This is a genomic window from Amycolatopsis sp. MEPSY49 (assembly GCF_051337345.1).
Lineage (GTDB): Bacteria > Actinomycetota > Actinomycetes > Mycobacteriales > Pseudonocardiaceae > Amycolatopsis.
The window spans coordinates 172,128-190,842 of the sequence record NZ_JBDLYJ010000014.1 but is presented as its reverse complement, the minus strand read 5'-3'; the positions used below and the strand labels follow the sequence as shown (position 1 = coordinate 190,842).

The window sequence follows — 18,715 nt, the reverse complement described above, 5'->3', positions numbered from 1 at the left end:
ACGCTGCGCGTGTGGCTGAACACGAGCGCCCCGCCCTTCCCTGGGGGGCGTGCCCTTGTCCAGTCTATCGGCGAGGGGCGACAAACCCCGCCGACAGACGGCGCTGGGCCGGAGCTGTCCACATTCACGGTGAGTTGTGGACAACTCCGGCGCGGCGAGCGGAGGGCCGGCCGGTCTTCCCGGCAGCCGAAGGCCTGACCGGCACTCCGCCCAGACCCGCCCACCACCCCGATCCGAAGCCAGAACACGGACGGCGGTGCCGGGTCAAGGCACGCTTTCCCGCCTTGACGCGGTGCTGCCGTCCGTAGTCACAATCGGGCTTCGGGGTGGCTGCCCGCCGCACGGTCGGCCGCCGAAACCTGCCGGCCCACCGCACCGACGACGTGAATGACCCATTCATGTCGCCACACGACATGAATGAGTCATTCACGTCATCCGACGGCCGCTGCGCCGGGCGGGACCAAGGTCCTGAACTGCTGTGACCGAGGTCCTGTGAACCAGCCCCGGCGTTCTCACCAGGACCTCACTGCCTACCCTCAACGGGGTGAACTCCGTGACCGAGCTGGCGATCTCCGGACCGCTGCTGCTCGCCGCGGGCGTCGCGCTGCTGGCCGGGACCATCTCCTTCGCCTCGCCCTGCGTCGTGCCGCTCGTGCCGGGGTACCTCGCGTACCTCGCCGCGCTCGTCGGGGCCGATGCACCCGCTGTTAGCGCCGACGAAGAACGCAAAAAAGGCCGGTGGGCCGTGCTCGGCGCCGCTCTCCTCTTCGTGCTCGGATTCACCGTCGTCTTCGTCGCCACCCTCGGCACCCTCGTCTGGCTGGCCGACACCCTCGTCCTCAACCAGGACCTCCTCCAGCGCATCGGCGGGGTTCTCACCATCGCCATGGCGCTCGTGTTCCTCGGCTGGATCCCCGGCCTGCAGCGCGAGGTCCGCTCGCACCGCGTCCCCGGCGGCGGCGTCTGGGGCGCCCCGGTGCTCGGCGCGATCTTCGGCCTTGGCTGGACGCCCTGCATCGGCCCCACGCTCTCCGCCGTCACCACGCTGGCCAGCGCCACCGGCGGTGCCGAGGCCCGCGGGTACCTGCTGATCGCCGTCTACTGCCTCGGCCTCGGGCTGCCGTTCCTGCTCATCGCGCTCGGCGCCCGCTGGGCCGTGCGCGCCACCGACTGGGTGCGCCGGCACGGCCGCCAGGTGCAGATCTTCGGCGGCGTGCTGCTGATGGTCGTCGGCATCCTGCTGGTCACCGGCGTCTGGGGAGATCTGATGGGCTGGCTCCGCAACGAGCTCGCGGGCAACCTGGAGCTGCCGCTGTGACGACCACGGAGGCGCCCCCCAAGGCCCCGCAAGGCCCGACGCCCGCGAAGCGCACCTTCGCCTTCATCCGCAACACCTGGCGCGGCCTGACGTCGATGCGCACCGCGCTCGTCCTGCTGTTCCTGCTCGCGCTGGCCGCCCTGCCGGGCGCGCTCCTGCCGCAGCGGAAGCTCAACGCCCCCAAGGTCGACGAGTACATCGCCGCCCACGGCTGGTGGGGCACCCTGCTCGACAAGCTCGAGTTCTACGACGTCTACTCCAGCATCTGGTTCTCGGCCATCTACCTCCTGCTGATGGTCTCGCTGGTCGGCTGCCTGACGCCGCGCAGCTTCGACTACGTCAAGGCGATGCGCGCGAAGCCCGTGCTGACCCCGCGCAACCTCGCTCGGATGCCGCACTACCGGCTCGGCCGCGGCAAGTCCGACGTCGAAGCCGAGATCGCCGCTGTCCACAAGCAACTGTCGGGCTGGCGCCGCGTCGAGCGCGAAGAGGCCGACGGCGTCCGCACGATCTCCGCCGAACGCGGGTTCCTGCGCGAGACCGGCAACCTGCTCTTCCACTTCAGCATGCTCGGCCTGATCGTGTTCTTCGCGCTCGGCAAGCTCTACGGCTACGAGGGCCAGGTCATCGTCCAGGCCGACGGCAGCTCGTTCTGCAACTCCGGCATCTACAACTACGACTCCTTCAACGCGGGCCTGCGCGTCGACGGCACCGACCTCGATCCGTTCTGCGTGAAGGTCAACGACTTCACCGTGCGGTACACCCCGGCCGGCGAGCCGGAGTACTACCACGCGAACATCCAGTACCAGTCCGGCGCCGACCTCGACACGGGCACCTGGCGCCCGTACGGCCTCGAGGTCAACTCGCCGCTGCGGACCGCCGGCGACCGCGTCTACCTGCTGGGCCAGGGCTACTCGCCGCAGTTCACGGTCACCTTCCCGGACGGCAGCAAGCGGACCCAGAACACCCAGTGGCGCACGGTCGACCCGACCACGATGCTCGCCGAAGGCGCGACGAAGTTCGACCAGCCCGGCATCACCGACGAGGTCCAGCGGCGGACCCGCCAGCTGGCCATCACCGGCCTGTTCGCGCCGACGTCGTTCCTGCACGGCAACGTCCTGACGTCGGCGGCGCCGGAGCTGAAGGACCCCGCCGTCGCCGTCGACATCATGCGCGGCGACCTCGGCCTGGACGCCGGGCGCGGCCAGTCGGTGTTCGAGATCGACCAGTCCCTCGTGGACGACGGCAGGCTGAAGAAGATCGCCCGCGAGAACCTGAAGGTCGGCCAGGAGATCAAGCTCGACGACGGCACGAAGATCCGCTTCGACGGCGTCAACCACTGGGTCTCCCTGCAGGTCTCCCACGACCCGACGCAGGGGTTCGTGCTCGGCTTCGCCATCGCGATGTTCCTCGGCCTCGGCGCGTCCCTGCTGGTCAAGCGCCGCCGGCTGTGGGTGCGGGTGAAGCCGGGGACCGAAGACGACCCGGGTACCGTGATCGAGGTCGCCGGACTCGCCCGCACCGACCAGGCGGGGTACGGCGAAGAGTTCCACCGGATCAGTGAACGCCTGATCAGTGGTCAGAAGGGCTGAGGCATGCCGATCAACGAGACGCTGTCGACCTACAGCGACTGGCTGTACACCACCGCCGCGGCGATCTACGTCGTCGCGCTGATGATGACGCTGGTCGAGCAGGGTTTCGGCGCCAAGGGCCGGCTCGCCACCGAGCGGGCGAAGCTGCGGGCGCGCGAGCTCGTCGGCGCCGGCGGGCCGCCCATCGAAGAGGCTCAGGCCGCGCAGCGCACGGCCGGCCGGCCCGAGCGGATCGGCAAGATGGGCGCGTCGCTGCTCGTGCTCGGCGCGCTGCTGCAGCTGTCGGCGATCGTGCTGCGCGGGCTCGCCGTGCACCGCGCGCCGTGGGGCAACATGTACGAGTACGGCATGGCGGTCACCTTCATCACGGTGGTCACCTGGATCGTCGTCATGTGGAAGTTCCCGGTCCGCCACCTCACCGGCTTCCTGCTGCTGCCCGTCGTGATCCTGATGTTCATCAACGGCACGCTGCTGTACACGACCGCGGCGCCGGTGCAGCCCGCGCTGCAGTCGTACTGGCTGGTCATCCACGTCTCGGCGGCCATCATCGGCTCCGGCGTCTTCCTGGTGCCGGGGGTCGCGAGCGTGCTTTACCTGTTCCGCGCGGCCTACGAGAAGGACGAGACGAAGTTCGCCCGGTTCGCCTCGAAGCTGCCCGCGGCCGACGTCCTCGACCGGATCGCCTACCGGACGACGATCTTCGCCTTCCCCGTCTTCACCTTCGGCGTGCTCTGCGGCGCCGTCTGGGCCGAGTCGGCGTGGGGCCGGTTCTGGGGCTGGGACCCCAAGGAGACCGTCGCGTTCATCGCCTGGGTCATCTACGCGGCCTACCTGCACTCGCGGGCGACCGCGGGCTGGCGCGGGGCGCGCGCCGCGGCGATCAACATCGTCGGGTTCGCCGCGATGATCTTCAACCTGTTCTTCGTGAACCTCGTCACCGCGGGCTTGCACTCGTACGCCGGGGTGGGCTGAGCAGACCGCGAGTACGCCGACTACCGTCGTCACCAGGGGGCGTGATGTCGGGCGGAGTGCGCGGAGGTTTACACCGGTGACCGGACCCAGCGAAGAATCGGCTCCTGGCCACCCCGAACAGGCCGAAAAGCAGCCTGAGGTGAGCTTGTTCGCCGACGACCGGACGGACTCACACCCGCATCCGGATACGCCGGCCGCGCTCGACGCGCAGCCGACGCAGGCCGTCGCGCCGCCGCCCAACCCGGCGGTGTCCGGGCCGCACCAGGTGAACCCCGCCGTGTCGGGACCCCACCAGGTGAACCCCGCGGTTTCGGGACCGCACCAGGTGAACCCCGCGGTTTCGGGGCCCCACCAGGTCAACCCGGCGGTTTCGGGGCCGCACCAGGTCAACCCGGCCGTGTCCGGGCCGCACCAGGTGCCGCCGGGCCAGTACGGCTACGACCAGAACCTGCCGCCGCTGCAGCCGCAGTACGCGCAGGGCCAGTACCCGCAGCAGCAGGCGTCCGGGCTCCCGCAGCCCCAGGGCGGCCGGCACGCGGCGCCGCCGCAGGGCCACGGCCACGACCTCGCGACCGCGCACCTGGTCAAGCAGGTCAAGCGGCCCCCGCAGTCGGGCTGGCGCAAGGCCGTCTACGTCGGCTCCGGCAAGCTGATCAACCCCGGCGAGAGCCCGGCGGACGTCCAGCGCCGCGACCTCATCGCGCGCGTCAACCAGCCCCTGCGCGGCTGCTACAAGATCGCGATGCTGTCGCTGAAGGGCGGCGTCGGCAAGACGACGGTGACGACGACGCTCGGGGCGACGTTCGCCTCCCTGCGCGGCGACCGCGTGGTGGCCGTGGACGCGAACCCGGACCGCGGCACGCTGTCGCAGAAGCTCCCGCTGGAGACGACGGCGACGGTCCGCCACCTCCTGCGCGACGCGGCTCGCATCACGCGCTACAGCGACGTCCGGTCCTACACGTCCCAGGGCGCCAGTCGGCTGGAAATCCTCGCGAGCGAGCAGGACCCGGCCGTTTCCGAGGCCTTCTCCGAGGAGGACTACCGGCGCACGGTCAACCTGCTCGAGCACTTCTACAACATCGTGCTCACCGACTGCGGCACCGGCCTGATGCACTCGGCGATGAAGGGCGTCCTGGACGTGGCGGACGCGCTGGTCGTGGTGTCGTCCGGCTCGGTCGACGGCGCCCGCAGCGCCTCGGCGACGCTCGACTGGCTCGAGGCCCACGGCTACGGCGAGCTGGTCAAGCGCTCGGTGGCGGTGATCAACTCGGTCCGCCCGAAGGGCGGCTCGGTCGACCTGGACAAGCTGTCGGCCCACTTCGGGGCGAAGGTCCGCGCGGTCTGCAAGATCCCGTTCGACCCGCACCTGGAAGAGGGCGCGGAGATCGAGCTGGACCGCCTGTCCGGCGACACGCGCCTCGCGCTGCTGGACCTGGCGGCCACGGTGGCCGACGGGTTCGCGACCCCGCTTTCGCAGGGTTACCGCTAGCCGTCCTCGTCCCGGCGTTTGCGCTGCTGTTCGGCCAGCTGGCGCAGGAAGTCGGGGTCGTCGTCCGGGGCGATCGGGGCGCGGCGCGGCGGCGAAGTGACCATCCGCTGACCGGCGAAAGACCGCCACAGGAGCAGGGCGACGACCAGCGCGCCGACCGCCGCGAGCAGAGCGAGCATGCCGGATCCTCTCGTGTGGGTCCCCCGAGGTTAACCCGTCGGACCGGGTTTCGGCCCGAACCCCGGCGAGCGGGGTGACGACCGGAACACGAACGGCCGTGCCGGGCGGGGATTGGTTCCCCTTTACCTGGATACGGCTCCGGCGTGCGGATGGTTCGCGGGAACGCCGCCCAACCCGGTCGTGGCGGCGCTTACTCGAACGACATGAATGACCCATTCATGTCCTCTGGCGACATGAATGACTCATTCATGTCGTTGCGGGGATGACGAAGGGCCGCGCGGGCCGGGGAAGTCCCCGGGCCCGACGCGGCCCTCCGCCGGAATTCCTTCAGACCTTGCGAGCCGGTTCGCTGGCGTCCGTGGTCAGCTCCGCGAGGAGCTCGTTCACCTCGGACTCCCGGAACCGCCGGTGCCCGCCCGGGGTCCGGATCGAGCCGATCCGGCCCGCCGTCGCCCATCGGGTGACCGTCTTGGGGTCCACCCGGAACAGTGCTGCCACCTCGCCAGGGGTGAGCAGGCGTCCGCCCATCGTCGCGGTCATTTTCCGCCTCCTTAACGACCTCACTGCTATACCGGAGGCAATCCGGGCCCTTCTGGCCCGTCGCGCCGGGGTAGCCAACACGGCAATCGTTGCACTTCACCCGCCGGGTACTCGAACGGTTGTCCAAGAGTAAAGAGCCCTTAAAGGTCAAAACGGACAGCTTGCTTACGTTCTGCAACTATTATCCCGGTGACATGACGTGCGGAGATGTCGTTCGCCTGGGTCATCGGCCGCGAGGCGTGGTCTCAATGGGGGATTGTCCAACCGCATAGAGTGATGCCGTGGATCAGTTGGACCGGAAGATCATCGCGGCGTTGCGCATCAACGGACGGGCCACTTACGCGGACCTCGGGCGGGCGGTCGGGCTCTCCGCGTCGTCGGTGCACGAGCGGGTGGGCAAGCTGGAAGCCGCCGGCGTGATCACCGGCTACCACGCGGTCGTCGACCCGAACTCGGTCGGCCTCGGCGTCACCGCCCTCGTCAGCATCCACCCGACCGACACCGCGACGGAGGACGACGTCGCCGACGCGCTCGCCGAGCTCGACGAGGTCGAGAGCTGCTACGCGGTGGCGGGCGACGAAGCTTTCGTCGTGAAAGTGCGCGTGCCGACCGTCGACGAGCTGGAGCGGACCCTGGGGCGGCTCCGGCGCATCCCCGGCGTCGGGCGGACGAACACGACCGTCGTGCTTTCGACGCGCTTCGAGGGCCGCCCGAACAACGCGGGCCTGCAGAAGGACCGCGCGGGCGGGGCGTAGCCTGCGTTGGTGTGAGCGACGAGAAGGCCGGCACCCTGCCGCGTGACCTGACGTTGTACCTGCTGGCGCGGTTCGTGCTGGTCGGGGTGATCGCCTGGGTGCTGACCCTGGTCGGCGTGCCCCTGCTGGTCGCGCTGCTCGTCGGCCTGGTCGTCGGGCTGCCGCTGGGCCTCCTGCTGTTCCGCCCGCTGAACGCCCGCGTCACGGCCGGCCTGGCGAAGCGCAACGAAAAGCGCGCCCGGGCCCGTGCCGAGCTTCGCGCCCAGCTGCGCGGGGACGCGCCGGGCAGCGCGGAATGAGCCGCCCGCACTCCCGCAGCTGGGTCCGCGAGGCCGTCCGGATCATCGAGGCCGACGCCAACCGCAGCGCCGACACCCACCTGCACGTCTTCCCGCTGCCGCCGGAGTGGGGCATCGACCTGTACCTCAAGGACGAGTCCGTCCACCCGACCGGCTCGCTCAAGCACCGGCTGGCCCGCTCGCTGTTCCTCTACGGGCTCGTCAACGGCCAGATCGGCCCGGACACCGTGCTCGTCGAGGCGTCCAGCGGGTCGACGGCGGTGTCCGAGGCCTACTTCGCCCGCATGCTCGGCCTGCGCTTCATCACGGTCGTGCCGCGGAAGACGTCGAAGGAGAAGATCGCGCTCATCGAGTTCTACGGCGGTGAGTGCCACTACGTCGACGAAGCCCCGGCGATGTACCCCGAGGCCGAGCGGCTCGCGGCGGAGTGCGGCGGGCACTACCTCGACCAGTTCACCTACGCCGAACGCGCGACGGACTGGCGTGGCAACAACAACATCGCCGAGTCGGTGTTCGCGCAGATGCGCTCGGAACGCCACCCGATCCCGACGTGGATCGTGGTCGGCGCGGGCACGGGCGGCACGAGCGCGACGTTCGGCCGGTACGTCCGCTACAAGCGCCACACGACGAAGATCTGCGTCGCCGACCCGGAGAACTCGTCGTTCTACGGGGCGTGGGAGACGGGCGCGCTCGACTACGCGACGGGCATGCCGTCGCGGATCGAAGGCATCGGGCGGCCGCGCTGCGAACCGTCGTTCGTGCCGGGAGTCATCGACGAGATGTTCCAGATCCCCGACGCGGGCTCCCTGGCGGCCATCAGGCTGCTGCGCGAGCGCACCGGGCACTGGGCGGGCGGCTCGACCGGCACGAACCTCTACGGCGCGTTCCGGCTCATTTCGCGGATGGTCGAGGACGGCCAGGCGGGCAGCGTCGTGACGCTGCTCTGCGACGGCGGCGAGCGGTACGCGCACACGTACTACAACGACGAGTGGATCGAGGCCCAGGGCCTGGACCTGGCGCCGCACACGGCGTTGTTCGAGGAGTTCCTGACGACCGGGAAGTTCGTCCCGGAGAGCTAGAAGCCCAGCGCGACGGCGGCGAGCACCGCCCAGGCGAGCATGGCCAGGCCGGTGTCCCGCAACGCCGGGATCAGCTCACGGCCGTGCGCGCCGCCGCCGACCGCGCGGACCGACTTCAGCAGCAGGGGCGCCGTCACCAGCGTGATCAGCAGCAGCGGGTGGAAGACGCCGAGCACGATGCTCAGCGCGTACGGCACCGCGATCAGCACCAGATACAGCCGCCGCGTCCCGCCGTCGCCCAGGCGGGTTGCCAGCGTGCGCTTGCCCGACTCGATGTCCGTCGGGATGTCACGCAGGTTGTTGGCCGTCAGGACCGCCGTCGAAAAGCTGCCGACGGCGACCGCGCACGCCAGTCCGGCCCAGCTGACCCGCCCCGCCTGGACGTACACCGTGCCCAGCACGCCGGCCAGCCCGAAGAACACGAACACCGCGATCTCGCCGAAACCGTAGTAGCCGTAAGGCTTCTTGCCGCCGGTGTAGAACCACGCGCCGAGGATGCACAGCGCGCCCATCACCAGCAGCCACCAGTGCCCGCTGCTGATCACCAGCACGAGCCCCAGCACCCCGGCCAGGCCCAGCGCGACCAGCGCGGCGGTCAGCACCGCCTTCGGCGCGGCGACGCCCGAGCCGACCAGCCGCAGCGGGCCGACGCGGTTTTCGTCCGTGCCGCGGATGCCGTCGGAGTAGTCGTTGGCGTAGTTGACGCCGACGATCAGCGAGAGGGAGACGAGCAGCGCCAGCGCCGAGCGCCACCACGAGAACGCGTCCAGCGCGATCGCCGCGCCGACACCCGCCACCACCGGCGCCACCGCGTTCGGCAGCGTCCGCGGCCGGGCCCCCTCGATCCACTCGTTCACTGTCGCCATGGCGCCATTCAACGCCATGTCGATCAGCGAGCAGCAGTCAGTTCGTGGTCGGCAGCTGCCAGGTGAGCTGGCCGCTGTTCGGATCGGCCCCGGGGCCGTCGGCCAACGCCGCGCCGGCCGGCAGGAGGACCCCCAGGGCGACGGCGGTGGTGACGAGAGCAGTGCGAATCCAGCGCGTCATGGTGCGTAGCCAAGCGGGTGCCGACCGTACATGTCAACGAAGTGCCGCCATTCAGCCGCTCAAACCCGACTCGAGTCGCTGTTTCACGGCCGCACGGTCGATCTTGCCGGGCCCCCGAAGGGGCAGCTCAGCGCCGTATTCGACGCGTTTCGGCGTCGCGGCCGCGCCCAGCTCCGCGCGGACCGCGGCGCGCAGTTCGTCCGCTTCGCGTGCTTCATCTTCCGGGACCACCAAGGCCACGACGGCCTCGCCCCACTCCGGGTCCGGCAGGCCGACGACGCACGCGTCGCGGACGCCCGGCTGGGCGGTCAGCACGCGCTCGATCGCGTTCGCCGAGACCTTCACGCCGCCGGTGTTGATCATGTCGTCGGCGCGGCCGAGGACCTCGATCCGGCCGTCGTCGTGACGAACCCCACGGTCGGACGTCGTGAACCAGCCGTCCGAGAAGGACGCCGCCGTCAGATCGGGCCGCCGCCGGTAGCCGTGCGCGAGGACGTCGCCGGCGATGCGGATCCGGTCGCCCTCGACGTCGACGCGGACGCCGTCGAGGGGGAAGCCGTCGTAGACGCAGCCGCTCGCCGTCTCGCTCATGCCGTACGCGGGCACGATCGCCACGCCCGCGTCCGCCGCCCGCTCGCGCAGGGCCGCCGACGTCGCCGCCGCGCCGACCACGATCGCGTCGAACGTCTTCGCCGCGGCCAGCCCGGCGCCGCCGGCGTCGAGCAGCCGGACCAGCTGGGTCGGCACCAGCGCCGTGTACCGCGGGCCGCCGGTGAGCTTCGCCGCCGCGGCCGCGAAGTCGTCCGGCCGGAAGCCGGTGCCGGTCAGGAACACCGGGGACGTCCCGGCCAGCAGCGACCGGACCAGCACCTGCAGGCCGCCGATGTAGTGCGCCGGCGTCGCCAGGAGCCAGTGGCCTGGCCCGCCGAGGCGGGCGTGCGTCGCCTCGGCGGACGCCGTCAGCGCGCGGGCCGAGAGCAGCACGCCCTTGGGCGCGCCGGTCGAGCCCGAAGTGGCGATGACCACGGCCGTGTCCGGCTCGGCGGGCTCGTCCGGCGCCATCGCGTCCCGCAGCGTGGGGTCCGTGAAGGGCAGGACCGCCGGGCCGCCTGCCAGCGCGTCCGCGACGGCCCTCTTCAGCACGTCGAGGGCTTCGAGCGAACCGTCGAGGTGGACCGGGAGCAGCTCAGTAGTAATAGGGGACGTCCTTGAAGTCGGGGTCGCGCTTCTGGAGGAACGCGTCGCGGCCTTCGACGGCTTCGTCCTGCATGTACGCCAGGCGGGTGGTCTCGCCGGCGAACAGCTGCTGGCCGACGAGGCCGTCGTCGGTGAGGTTGAACGCGTACTTCAGCATCCGCTGGGCCGTCGGCGACTTGCGCGTGATCTCCCACGCCCAGGTCAGGGCCTCTTTTTCGAGGTCGGCGTGCGGGACGACCGCGTTGACCGCGCCCATGTGGTGCATCTGCTCGGCGGAGTACTCGCGGCCGAGGAAGAAGATCTCGCGGGCGAACTTCTGCCCGGCCATCTTCGCCAGGTACGCCGAGCCGTAGCCGCCGTCGAACGAGCCGACGTCGGCGTCGGTCTGCTTGAACTTCGCGTGCTCGGCCGAGGCGAGCGTGAGATCGCACACGACGTGCAGGGAGTGCCCGCCGCCCGCGGCCCAGCCCGGCACGACCGCGATCACCGGTTTCGGCAGGAACCGGATCAGCCGCTGGACCTCGAGGATGTGCAGCCGGCCGGCCCGCGCGGGGTCCACCGTGTCGGAGGTCTCGCCGCTCGCGTACTGATAGCCGGAGCGTCCGCGAATACGCTGGTCACCACCGGAGCAGAACGCCCACCCGCCGTCCTTGGGCGAGGGGCCGTTGCCGGTGAGCAGGACACAGCCGACGTCGGCGCTCATCCGGGCGTGGTCCAGCGCCCGGTAGAGCTCGTCGACGGTGTGCGGCCGGAAGGCGTTGCGGACCTCCGGGCGGTCGAACGCGACGCGCACCACGCGTTTGCCGCCGCGGCTCTCAGCGGAGCGGTGGTAGGTGATGTCGGTGAAGGCGAAACCTTCGACCTCGGTCCACGCGGCGGGGTCGAACAGCTCGGAAACTCGGGCGTCATCCACGTTTGGGAGAATAGGACCTGTGGACACATCTGATCTCGACGGAGCCTGCCGGTGAACCCTTCCACCGCGCAGGCCAGGGTCATCGTCGACGAACTCGTCCGCAACACCGTTTCGCACGTCGTCCTCTGCCCGGGCTCCCGCAACGCGCCGCTGTCGATCGCGCTCTATGACGCCGCGGCGGCCGGGAAGCTCCAGCTCCACGTCCGCATCGACGAGCGCGGGGCGGCGTTCCTCGCCCTCGGCATCGCCGCGCGCACCGGCCGCCCGGTGGCCGTGCTCTGCACGTCCGGCACCGCGGCCGCGAACTTCCACCCCGCCGTCCTCGAGGCCGACCGCGCCGGCGTCCCGCTGATCGTGCTGACCGCCGACCGGCCGCCCGAGCTGAGAGCCGCGGGCGCGTCGCAGGTCATCGACCAGCACCAGCTCTACGGCGCCGCTGCCCGCTACTTCGACGAGCTGGCCGTCGCCGAGCGGCGGGCCGGCCAGAACTCCTACTGGCGCAGCCAGATCTGCCGCGCGTGGAACGCCGCCTACGGCGAGTGGCGCTGCGGTCCCGTGCACCTGAACATCCCGTTCCGCGAGCCGCTCGTGCCCGACCTCGACGACGACGGCGAGTGGTACGAGTCCCTCGACGGCCGGCCCGACGGCTCCCGCTGGACCGAGCTGCCCGACTTCGGCGCGCTGCCGTCGTTCGTGGTGCCGTCGGCGCGGCACGGCCTGGTCATCGCGTGCGACACCGGCGTCCAGGCGGCCAGCGAGTGGGCCGAGCAGCACGGCTGGCCGGTGGTGTCGGAGACCGGCGGGCTGGGCCTGTCCGGCGGCACGGCGATCTCGTCCGGCGCGTGGCTGCTGGGCGTCGAGGAGTTCATCGCGAAGCACAAGCCGGAGCAGGTGCTCTGCCTCGGCCGGCCGACGGTGTTCCGGCAGATCCAGAAGGTGATCTCGGACCCGTCGGTGGAGGTCCTGCTGGTCCGCCCGGACTCGGACTGGCCGGCGCCCGCGCACAACGTCCGCCAGGTCGGGCAGTGGTTCGACGAGCCGACCAAGCCGGCCGACCCGGAGTGGCTGGCGAGCTGGCGCCGGGCCGACGCGGCGGCGTCCGCGGCGGTCGCGTCGGTGCTGGACTCGGAGCCGTGGCCGTCCGGGCTGCGGCTGGCGTCCGAGCTGGTGGACGCGCTGCCGGCGGACTCGCTGCTCGTGGTGGGCTCGTCCAACCCGACGCGCGACGTCGCGCTGGCGGGCCGGCTGCGCCCGGACGTCCTGGTGCACCGCAACCGCGGGGTCGCGGGCATCGACGGGACGGTGTCGACGGCGATCGGCGCGGCGCACGTCCACCGCGGGCCGTCGTACGCGCTGCTGGGCGACCTGACGTTCCTGCACGACGCGTCGGGCTTGCTGACCGGCCCGGCCGAGCAGCGCCCGGACCTGACGATCGTGGTGTGCAACGACGACGGCGGCGGCATCTTCTCGCTGCTGGAGCAGGGGGCGCCCGAGCACGCGGCGAGCTTCGAGCGCGTCTTCGGCACGCCGCACGGCGCCGACCTGGGCGCGCTGTGCGCCGGCTACCGCGTCCCGCACGTCGTCGCGGAGACGCTGACGGAGTTCCGCGCGGCCCTGCGGCCGGCGCCGGGGCTGCGGGTCGTGGAGGTGCGGGTGGACCGGGCGCGGCACCGTGACCTGCACGGCCGGTTGCGGGCGGCGGTCTCGGCCGCCGTCTCCGCGGTCTGAGTCAAGCGGTTTCCGGGACCGGTCCCAGGAGGTAAGAACCTTCCTTCGCCGGTACCTCGGTGCTGCCCGGCTGGCTACGTTCGAGCGCGCTGAACCTCACCCGTTGGAGGGATTCGAATGCGTGCAAGAACGCGCACCGGCTTCGGTGCGCTCGCGGCCGGCGTCGTCTCGGTGCTGCTGGCCGGCACCGCCGCCGCGGCCCCCGCGCCCGGCGCCCCCGGTGTCGGCGACCCCTACTACCCGAACGCCGGCAACGGCGGCACGGACGTGCTCCACTACGACATCCGCCTGACCTACCAGCCGGCGACCGACGTCCTCGCGGGCACGACGACGCTGCTGCTCACCGCCACGCAGGACCTCTCGCGGTTCGACCTCGACTTCGCGCTGAAGGCGTCGAGCGTCCGCGTGAACAACCGGCCCGCGCAGTTCGCGAACCAGACCGGCAACGGCGAGCTCGTCGTCACCCCGGCGCAGCCGCTGCTCAAGGGCCAGACCGCGACCGTCGTCGTCGCCTACTCGGACACGCCGTCGACCGAGACGGTGGACGGCATCAACGCCTGGAAGAAGGGCGCGTTCGGCGCGCTCGGCATCGACGAGCCGCAGAGCTCGGCGTGGTGGTTCCCGGCCAACGACCACCCGACCGACCGGGCGACCTACGACGTCACGATCGAAGCCCCGGACGACAACGTCGCCATCTCCAACGGGTCGCTCGTGCGCACGACGAAGAGCCGCGCGGGGTGGACCCGCTGGCAGTGGCGCAGCACGAAGCCGCAGGCCACGTACCTGACGTCGTTCATCGTCGGCAAGTACGAGCTGAACCAGTCGACGACGCCGGACGGCAAGCCGTTCGTCACGGCGTACGGCGCCGACCTCGGCGACTCGCTGTACGCGGCGAAGGCCAGCGTCGAGCGCACGCCGGAGATCAACGAGTTCCTGGCGACGCAGTTCGGCCCGTACCCGTTCGAGGCCGAGGGCGGCGTCGTCACCAGCGGCATCACGTTCTCCCTGGAGAACCAGACCCGGCCGACCTACGGCGCCCGCAACTTCCGCGCGGGCTCGAACACGACGCTGATCGCGCACGAGAACGCCCACCAGTGGTTCGGCGACAACGTCTCCCTCGGCCGCTGGAGCGACATCTGGCTGAACGAGGGCTTCGCGTCCTACGCCGAGTGGCTCTGGTCGGAGCACGAGGGCGAGGGCACGGTCGCGGAGCTGGCGCAGTACACGTACGACTCGAACCCGGCCGATGGTGATCTGTGGAAGCTCGTTCCGGCTGATCCGGGTGCGGACAACCAGTTCGACAACGCCGTGTACGACCGGGGTGCGCTGACGCTCCAGGCGCTGCGGACGGCCGTCGGTGACCAGGCGTTCTTCGCCATCTTGAAGGCGTGGCAGGCTGCCAAGGGCGGTTCGTCCGGGCGGATCCTGGAGTTCATCGCGCTGGCGGAGAAGATCTCGGGCAAACCGCTGCACGATCTGTTCCAGACGTGGCTGTACACGGCGGGTAAGCCGTCCGTGGGGCCGAACGGGGCCTCGCCTGCGGCTTTCACCGCGCGTGTGGCGTCGGTGAAGCCGAAGTCGTACGACCAGATCCAGGCGAACCACCGGAATCTCGCCGCCGAACACGCGCACTGAGCGGGACCGCTACGCTCGCCGCGTGAGCACGAGAGGTGAGCGGGTGAGGCGCGTCGGGTGGTGGGCTGCCCTCGGCGTTGCCTCGCTCCTCACCGTCATGTGTGTTTGCCTGCTCTTCGCGGCTATTCGGAATGATGGTGCGATCTCCGCGCAGTTGGGGACGGCGAACGCGACCGTGGACTCGGTGGCGTTCGATCGGACCATCATCCACTTCGAGACGCCCGATGGGATTGTGCACAGTCCGGCCAATGGGGTGTTGTATCCGGATGGGTTGGCCGCTGGGCAGCTCGTGCGGATCGAGTATGACGCTTCTGATCCGGAGTTGGCTCGGGTTGCCGGGCGGTCGGCTGCTTTGACTTTGCTGCCGCTGGGGAGTTTTGTGTTTTTTACCTGGCTTGTGGCTGGGCCGTTGCTTTGGTGGATTCGGCGGGTGGACAAGCGGGCTCGTGTTGAGGAGTCGGTCGCTGTTTGACCTGGGTTTTTGGTGTTCCCCCGCTCCTCGTCCTCGATTGTTCAACACCGGATACCCGGCCTCAAGGGCGCCTTCGGCGTCGCTTCGCGATTCGCTTCGCTCACCCTTGACCCCGGGTCTCCGGTGCTGACTGCGGCTGGGACGAGGGGCGGGGGGAGGTCTAGGCGCGTGTTGGCCGCTGGGGTGAGCGGCTGGGGGCTCAGCGGCTGCCGGGATGACGTGAATGACTCATTCATGTCGTCAGGCGACATGAATGAGTCATTCACGTCAGTAGTCGCGCCGCGCGGGCAGGCAAGCCACCTCAGCCCGCGTGGGCCGTCTCCTGCCACCAGCCCAGGACCTCGTCCGCCACCCCTGGGGCCGCCACCAGCAGGCCGTCCGTTGGCAACGCCGTGTCCTCGCCGTGCTTGTCCAGCACCACCGCGCCCGCCTCGATCGCCATCGCGACCGAGCCGGCCACGTCCCACTCGTGGTAACTGTGCAACACCGCCGCCGCCGCGTGACCCAGCGCCACCTGGGCGATCGACAACGCCGCCGATCCCAGGACCCGGACCCCCGCGTGCGCCGCCGCCGCTCGCTCGATGAAGCCGCCCATCCCCGGCCACGGCCCGCGCCGCGCGAACTCCGTGCACACCAGCGCTCCCGCCGTCACGCAGCGGTCCGTCAGCTGGACCGGCTTGCCGTTCGCCCTCGCTCCCCGGCCGCGTGCGGCCGCGTAGATCTGGGCCCGGTACGGGTCCGCCACCACCCCCACCACCGGCCCCGCCGCGTCCACCAGCGCCAGGCTGTACGCGCACCACGGCACGCCGGCCACGTAGTTCGCCGTTCCGTCCACCGAGTCGACCACCCAGCGGTACTCCGCCACGTCCGCTCCGTGGTCCGCGCCGAACTCGTGGCCGACCACCGGGATGCCCGGGAACTCCGCCGTCAGCACCCGCCTGGTGTGGCGCTCCAGGATGCGGTCGGTGTCGGTGACCCAGTCGAACGGCGAATCCAGCGTGGACGGGTGGGCGCCGCGGCCGGCGGTCGCGGTGATCACGTCGGTGGCGTCGTTGGCCAGCCGTCCGGCCACTTCGAGCGCCCTCGACAGCAAACCGGGCTCGACGGGCCGCGGCGGCCGGGAGGACAAGAGGGTCATGCCTGCTTAGTCTGGGCCCCGCTGGTTTCCGGGACACGACCTTGAGATGACATGTCGTAGCCGATCTGTTCCGGCAGCGTTGGCCGCCGTGTCACACGAGCGCCAGCATCGGGTGCGATCGTCCAAGACGTGCGAGTCGCCATAGTCACCGAAAGTTTCCTGCCCCAGGTGAACGGCGTGACCAACTCCGTCCTGCGGGTCGTCGAGCACCTGCGCGAACGCGCCCACGACGTGCTGATCATCGCCCCCGGCCCGGGCCCGGACTCCTACCGCGGCGCCCCCGTCGTGCGGATTCCCGCCCTCGACGTCCCCGGCGTCAACTCCCTGCCGATCGGCCTGCCCACGCGCACGGTGCTGAACGCGCTCGCCGCGTTCGGCCCGGACGTCGTGCACCTGGCCTCGCCGTTCGTCGTCGGCGCGCGCGGGCTGGCCGCTGCCCGGCGGCTGAGAGTGCCGTCCATCGCCGTCTACCAGACGGACATCGCCGGGTTCGCCGCCGCGTACGGCTTCGGCATCGCCGCGCGCGCCGCGTGGCGCTGGGTGCGGCGGCTGCACTCGCGGGCCGACCGGACCCTCGCGCCGTCCAGCGACTCCGTCGAGCAGCTCGAGCTGCACGGCGTCCCGCGCGTGCACCGCTGGGCGCGGGGTGTCGACATCGAGCGGTTCTCCCCGGACCACGCCGACGCCGCGCTGCGGGCCGAGCTGGCGCCGAACGGCGAGCTGCTCGTCGGGTTCGTCGGCCGGCTGGCTCCCGAGAAGGAGGTCGACCGGCTGGCCGCGCTCGCCGGCGTGCCCGGGATCCGCTTGGTCGTCGTCGGCGACGGGCCCGAACTCGACAACCTGAGGGCGCAGCTCCCGGGTGCCGCGTTCCTCGGCGCGAAGTACGGCGAAGAGCTCTCGAAGGCGTACGCGAGCTTCGACGTCTTCGTCCACACCGGCCCGCACGAGACGTTCTGCCAGGCGGTGCAGGAGGCGATGGCGTCCGGCCTGCCGGTGCTCGCGCCGGCCGCGGGCGGCCCCAAGGACCTCGTCCTGCCCGGCCGCACCGGCTACCTGCTGCCCGCCGACCGCGCGGGCTTCGGCCCGGCGCTCGTCGAGAAGGTCGACGCCCTCCGCGACGCCGCGCTGCGCGTGAGGCTCGGCGAGAAGGCGCGCAAGGTCGTGCTGGGCCGCACCTGGCCCGCCGTCTGCCACGAGCTGCTCGGGCACTACGAAGCCGTGCGGGGCCGGGCCGCCCGCGCGGCCTGACATGCACATCGTCCAGCTCGCGAACTTCTACGGACCGCGCTCGGGCGGGCTGCGCACGGCACTGCACCACCTCGGCGCCGGCTACGTCGCGAGCGGCCACGCCGTGACGCTCGTCGTGCCCGGCACCCGCTACGCCGACGAGGTCCTGCCGACCGGCGTGCGCCGGTTCTCCCTGCCCGCCCCGAAGATCCCGGGCACCGGCGGTTACCGGGCCGTCGACCCGCACCGCGTCCGCGCGGTCCTGCGCAGGCTCGAACCCGACCGGCTGGAGGTGTCGGACCGGTTGACGCTGCGGGGGATGGGTGGCTGGGCGCGGCGGCACGGCGTACCGAGCACGGTCATCTCCCACGAGCGCCTCGACCGCCTGCTGGAGCAGTTCCTGCTGCCCGAGCCGGTGGCGCGCCGCGTCGCCGACGTCGCCAACCGGCGGATGGCGGCGAGCTACGACACGGTCGTCTGCACGACGGCGTTCGCGCGCGCGGAGTTCGACCGGATCGCCGCGCCGAACGTCCGCCGCGTGCCGCTCGGCGTCGACCTCGCCACGTTCCGGCCCGCCATGCGCGACACCGGCTGGCGCACCGACCTCGCCGGGGGAGCGGACGCGCTGCTCGTCCACTGTGGACGGCTCTCGCCGGAGAAGCACGTGGAACGCAGCGTGGACACCGTCGCGGAGCTGACGGAGGCCGGTGCGAAGGTCCGGCTGGTGGTGGCCGGGGACGGGCCCCGGCGGCGCGCGCTCGAACGCCGGGCGCGCGGGCTGCCGGTGACGTTCCTGGGGTTCCTGTCCGGCCGTGGCGACGTCGCCCGGCTGCTGGCCAGCGCGGACGTCTCCCTGGCGCCGGGGCCGCACGAGACCTTCGGGTTGGCGGCTTTGGAGGCGCTTGCGTCCGGGACACCGGTGGTGGTGTCGGCGTCGTCGGCGCTGCGGGAGATCGTGCGTCCCGGGTGTGGCGTGGCCGTGGACGACCACGCGCCCGCGTTCGCGGAAGCGGTGACCGGGCTCTTGGAAAGCCCGGAGGACTTGCGCAGGGCGGCGGCGCGAGCGAGAGCCGAGGAGTTCACCTGGCCGGCGGCGGTGGCCGGGATGCTGGCGACCTTCCGCTGAAGCAGCGG

19 protein-coding genes are annotated in these 18,715 nt (G+C 71.4%); 12 read left to right on the top strand and 7 right to left on the bottom strand.

Annotation, left to right across the window (positions count from 1 at the left end; all coding sequences use genetic code 11):
* Positions 1–544 precede the first annotated feature (544 nt).
* From ABFJ78_RS41880 to ABFJ78_RS41865, 4 genes are all read left to right on the top strand, one after another.
* Positions 545–1,318, top strand: a complete 774-nt coding sequence (locus ABFJ78_RS41880) for a cytochrome c biogenesis CcdA family protein (RefSeq protein ID WP_436392993.1) — start codon at positions 545–547, stop codon at positions 1,316–1,318.
* Positions 1,315–2,910, top strand: a complete 1,596-nt coding sequence (gene resB, locus ABFJ78_RS41875; RefSeq protein ID WP_436392992.1) for a cytochrome c biogenesis protein ResB — start codon at positions 1,315–1,317, stop codon at positions 2,908–2,910. The genes ABFJ78_RS41880 and resB overlap by 4 nt, the downstream gene beginning before the upstream one ends.
* Before the next feature lie 3 nt (positions 2,911–2,913).
* The gene (ccsB, locus tag ABFJ78_RS41870; RefSeq protein ID WP_436392991.1) at positions 2,914–3,882 is read left to right on the top strand and encodes a c-type cytochrome biogenesis protein CcsB; all 969 of its coding nucleotides are present in this window, start codon (positions 2,914–2,916) and stop codon (positions 3,880–3,882) included.
* Positions 3,883–3,958: 76 nt separating this feature from the next.
* Positions 3,959–5,371, top strand: coding sequence for an AAA family ATPase (locus ABFJ78_RS41865; protein WP_436392990.1), 1,413 nt, complete (start codon positions 3,959–3,961; stop codon positions 5,369–5,371).
* Here the strand turns inward: ABFJ78_RS41865 and ABFJ78_RS41860 are convergent.
* Together ABFJ78_RS41860 and ABFJ78_RS41855 are read right to left on the bottom strand one after the other, a co-directional pair.
* Positions 5,368–5,550 (bottom strand): hypothetical protein, encoded by a 183-nt coding sequence (locus ABFJ78_RS41860; protein ID WP_436392989.1) that lies wholly within the window; start codon positions 5,548–5,550, stop codon positions 5,368–5,370. The two genes, ABFJ78_RS41865 and ABFJ78_RS41860, sit on opposite strands and share 4 nt — an antisense overlap.
* 328 nt (positions 5,551–5,878) lie before the next feature.
* Positions 5,879–6,091 (bottom strand): BldC family transcriptional regulator, encoded by a 213-nt coding sequence (locus tag ABFJ78_RS41855; protein ID WP_033291096.1) that lies wholly within the window; start codon positions 6,089–6,091, stop codon positions 5,879–5,881.
* A gap of 281 nt (positions 6,092–6,372) precedes the next feature.
* On the opposite strand from ABFJ78_RS41855, the gene ABFJ78_RS41850 reads away from it, so the two are divergent.
* From ABFJ78_RS41850 to ABFJ78_RS41840, 3 genes are read left to right on the top strand one after another with little or no spacing between them, the layout of a single operon-like run.
* Complete coding sequence (locus ABFJ78_RS41850; protein ID WP_410597988.1) at positions 6,373–6,846, top strand: Lrp/AsnC family transcriptional regulator; 474 nt, start codon at positions 6,373–6,375, stop codon at positions 6,844–6,846.
* 11 nt (positions 6,847–6,857) lie between these two features.
* A complete protein-coding gene (locus tag ABFJ78_RS41845; protein ID WP_436392988.1) occupies positions 6,858–7,145 on the top strand; it encodes a DUF4229 domain-containing protein in 288 nt (95 codons plus the stop codon).
* Positions 7,142–8,224 carry a PLP-dependent cysteine synthase family protein gene (locus ABFJ78_RS41840; protein WP_436392987.1) on the top strand — a complete coding sequence of 361 codons (1,083 nt, stop codon included), beginning with the start codon at positions 7,142–7,144 and terminating at the stop codon, positions 8,222–8,224. Before ABFJ78_RS41845 ends, ABFJ78_RS41840 begins: the two co-directional genes overlap by 4 nt.
* On the opposite strand, the gene ABFJ78_RS41835 is transcribed toward ABFJ78_RS41840, so the two are convergent.
* Genes ABFJ78_RS41835 through ABFJ78_RS41820 form a run of 4 tightly spaced genes read right to left on the bottom strand, consistent with a single transcriptional unit; the run spans position 8,221 to position 11,381 of the window.
* Entirely contained in the window at positions 8,221–9,090 is an 870-nt protein-coding gene (locus ABFJ78_RS41835) for a 1,4-dihydroxy-2-naphthoate polyprenyltransferase (protein WP_436392986.1), read from the bottom strand. The two genes, ABFJ78_RS41840 and ABFJ78_RS41835, sit on opposite strands and share 4 nt — an antisense overlap.
* Positions 9,091–9,127: 37 nt before the next feature.
* Positions 9,128–9,271 (bottom strand): hypothetical protein, encoded by a 144-nt coding sequence (locus tag ABFJ78_RS41830; protein WP_436392985.1) that lies wholly within the window; start codon positions 9,269–9,271, stop codon positions 9,128–9,130.
* Positions 9,272–9,322: 51 nt separating this feature from the next.
* The gene (gene menE, locus ABFJ78_RS41825; RefSeq protein WP_436393040.1) at positions 9,323–10,456 is read right to left on the bottom strand and encodes an o-succinylbenzoate--CoA ligase; all 1,134 of its coding nucleotides are present in this window, start codon (positions 10,454–10,456) and stop codon (positions 9,323–9,325) included.
* Between the two features lies 1 nt (position 10,457).
* Positions 10,458–11,381 (bottom strand): 1,4-dihydroxy-2-naphthoyl-CoA synthase, encoded by a 924-nt coding sequence (locus tag ABFJ78_RS41820; RefSeq protein ID WP_436392984.1) that lies wholly within the window; start codon positions 11,379–11,381, stop codon positions 10,458–10,460.
* Positions 11,382–11,432: 51 nt separating this feature from the next.
* On the opposite strand from ABFJ78_RS41820, the gene menD reads away from it, so the two are divergent.
* The 3 genes from menD to ABFJ78_RS41805 all read left to right on the top strand — a co-directional run bounded on the left by menD (position 11,433) and on the right by ABFJ78_RS41805 (position 15,216).
* The gene (gene menD, locus ABFJ78_RS41815; protein ID WP_436392983.1) at positions 11,433–13,109 is read left to right on the top strand and encodes a 2-succinyl-5-enolpyruvyl-6-hydroxy-3-cyclohexene-1-carboxylic-acid synthase; all 1,677 of its coding nucleotides are present in this window, start codon (positions 11,433–11,435) and stop codon (positions 13,107–13,109) included.
* A gap of 117 nt (positions 13,110–13,226) precedes the next feature.
* Complete coding sequence (locus tag ABFJ78_RS41810; protein ID WP_436392982.1) at positions 13,227–14,744, top strand: M1 family metallopeptidase; 1,518 nt, start codon at positions 13,227–13,229, stop codon at positions 14,742–14,744.
* 22 nt (positions 14,745–14,766) lie between these two features.
* A complete protein-coding gene (locus tag ABFJ78_RS41805) occupies positions 14,767–15,216 on the top strand; it encodes a DUF3592 domain-containing protein (protein ID WP_436392981.1) in 450 nt (149 codons plus the stop codon).
* Between the two features lie 301 nt (positions 15,217–15,517).
* Here the strand turns inward: ABFJ78_RS41805 and ABFJ78_RS41800 are convergent, their stop codons facing one another.
* A complete protein-coding gene (locus ABFJ78_RS41800) occupies positions 15,518–16,354 on the bottom strand; it encodes an inositol monophosphatase family protein (protein ID WP_400864699.1) in 837 nt (278 codons plus the stop codon).
* A gap of 177 nt (positions 16,355–16,531) precedes the next feature.
* Here ABFJ78_RS41800 and ABFJ78_RS41795 point away from each other — a divergent pair, with 177 nt between their 5' ends.
* Together ABFJ78_RS41795 and ABFJ78_RS41790 are read left to right on the top strand one after the other, a co-directional pair.
* Positions 16,532–17,602 (top strand): glycosyltransferase family 4 protein, encoded by a 1,071-nt coding sequence (locus ABFJ78_RS41795; RefSeq protein WP_436392980.1) that lies wholly within the window; start codon positions 16,532–16,534, stop codon positions 17,600–17,602.
* A 1-nt stretch (position 17,603) separates the two neighbouring features.
* Complete coding sequence (locus tag ABFJ78_RS41790; RefSeq protein ID WP_436392979.1) at positions 17,604–18,707, top strand: glycosyltransferase; 1,104 nt, start codon at positions 17,604–17,606, stop codon at positions 18,705–18,707.
* Positions 18,708–18,715: the final 8 nt, after the last annotated feature.

What these genes read in the sequence shown, in the direction of transcription:
- ccsB (WP_436392991.1), top strand. Translation starts at nt 2,914, where the DNA reads ATGCCGATCAACGAGACGCTGTCGACCTACAGCGACTGGCTGTACACC.
- ABFJ78_RS41860 (WP_436392989.1), bottom strand. Translation starts at nt 5,550, where the DNA reads ATGCTCGCTCTGCTCGCGGCGGTCGGCGCGCTGGTCGTCGCCCTGCTC.
- ABFJ78_RS41855 (WP_033291096.1), bottom strand. Translation starts at nt 6,091, where the DNA reads ATGACCGCGACGATGGGCGGACGCCTGCTCACCCCTGGCGAGGTGGCA.
- ABFJ78_RS41840 (WP_436392987.1), top strand. Translation starts at nt 7,142, where the DNA reads ATGAGCCGCCCGCACTCCCGCAGCTGGGTCCGCGAGGCCGTCCGGATC.
- ABFJ78_RS41835 (WP_436392986.1), bottom strand. Translation starts at nt 9,090, where the DNA reads ATGGCGACAGTGAACGAGTGGATCGAGGGGGCCCGGCCGCGGACGCTG.
- ABFJ78_RS41830 (WP_436392985.1), bottom strand. Translation starts at nt 9,271, where the DNA reads ATGACGCGCTGGATTCGCACTGCTCTCGTCACCACCGCCGTCGCCCTG.
- ABFJ78_RS41810 (WP_436392982.1), top strand. Translation starts at nt 13,227, where the DNA reads ATGCGTGCAAGAACGCGCACCGGCTTCGGTGCGCTCGCGGCCGGCGTC.
- ABFJ78_RS41800 (WP_400864699.1), bottom strand. Translation starts at nt 16,354, where the DNA reads ATGACCCTCTTGTCCTCCCGGCCGCCGCGGCCCGTCGAGCCCGGTTTG.
- ABFJ78_RS41790 (WP_436392979.1), top strand. Translation starts at nt 17,604, where the DNA reads ATGCACATCGTCCAGCTCGCGAACTTCTACGGACCGCGCTCGGGCGGG.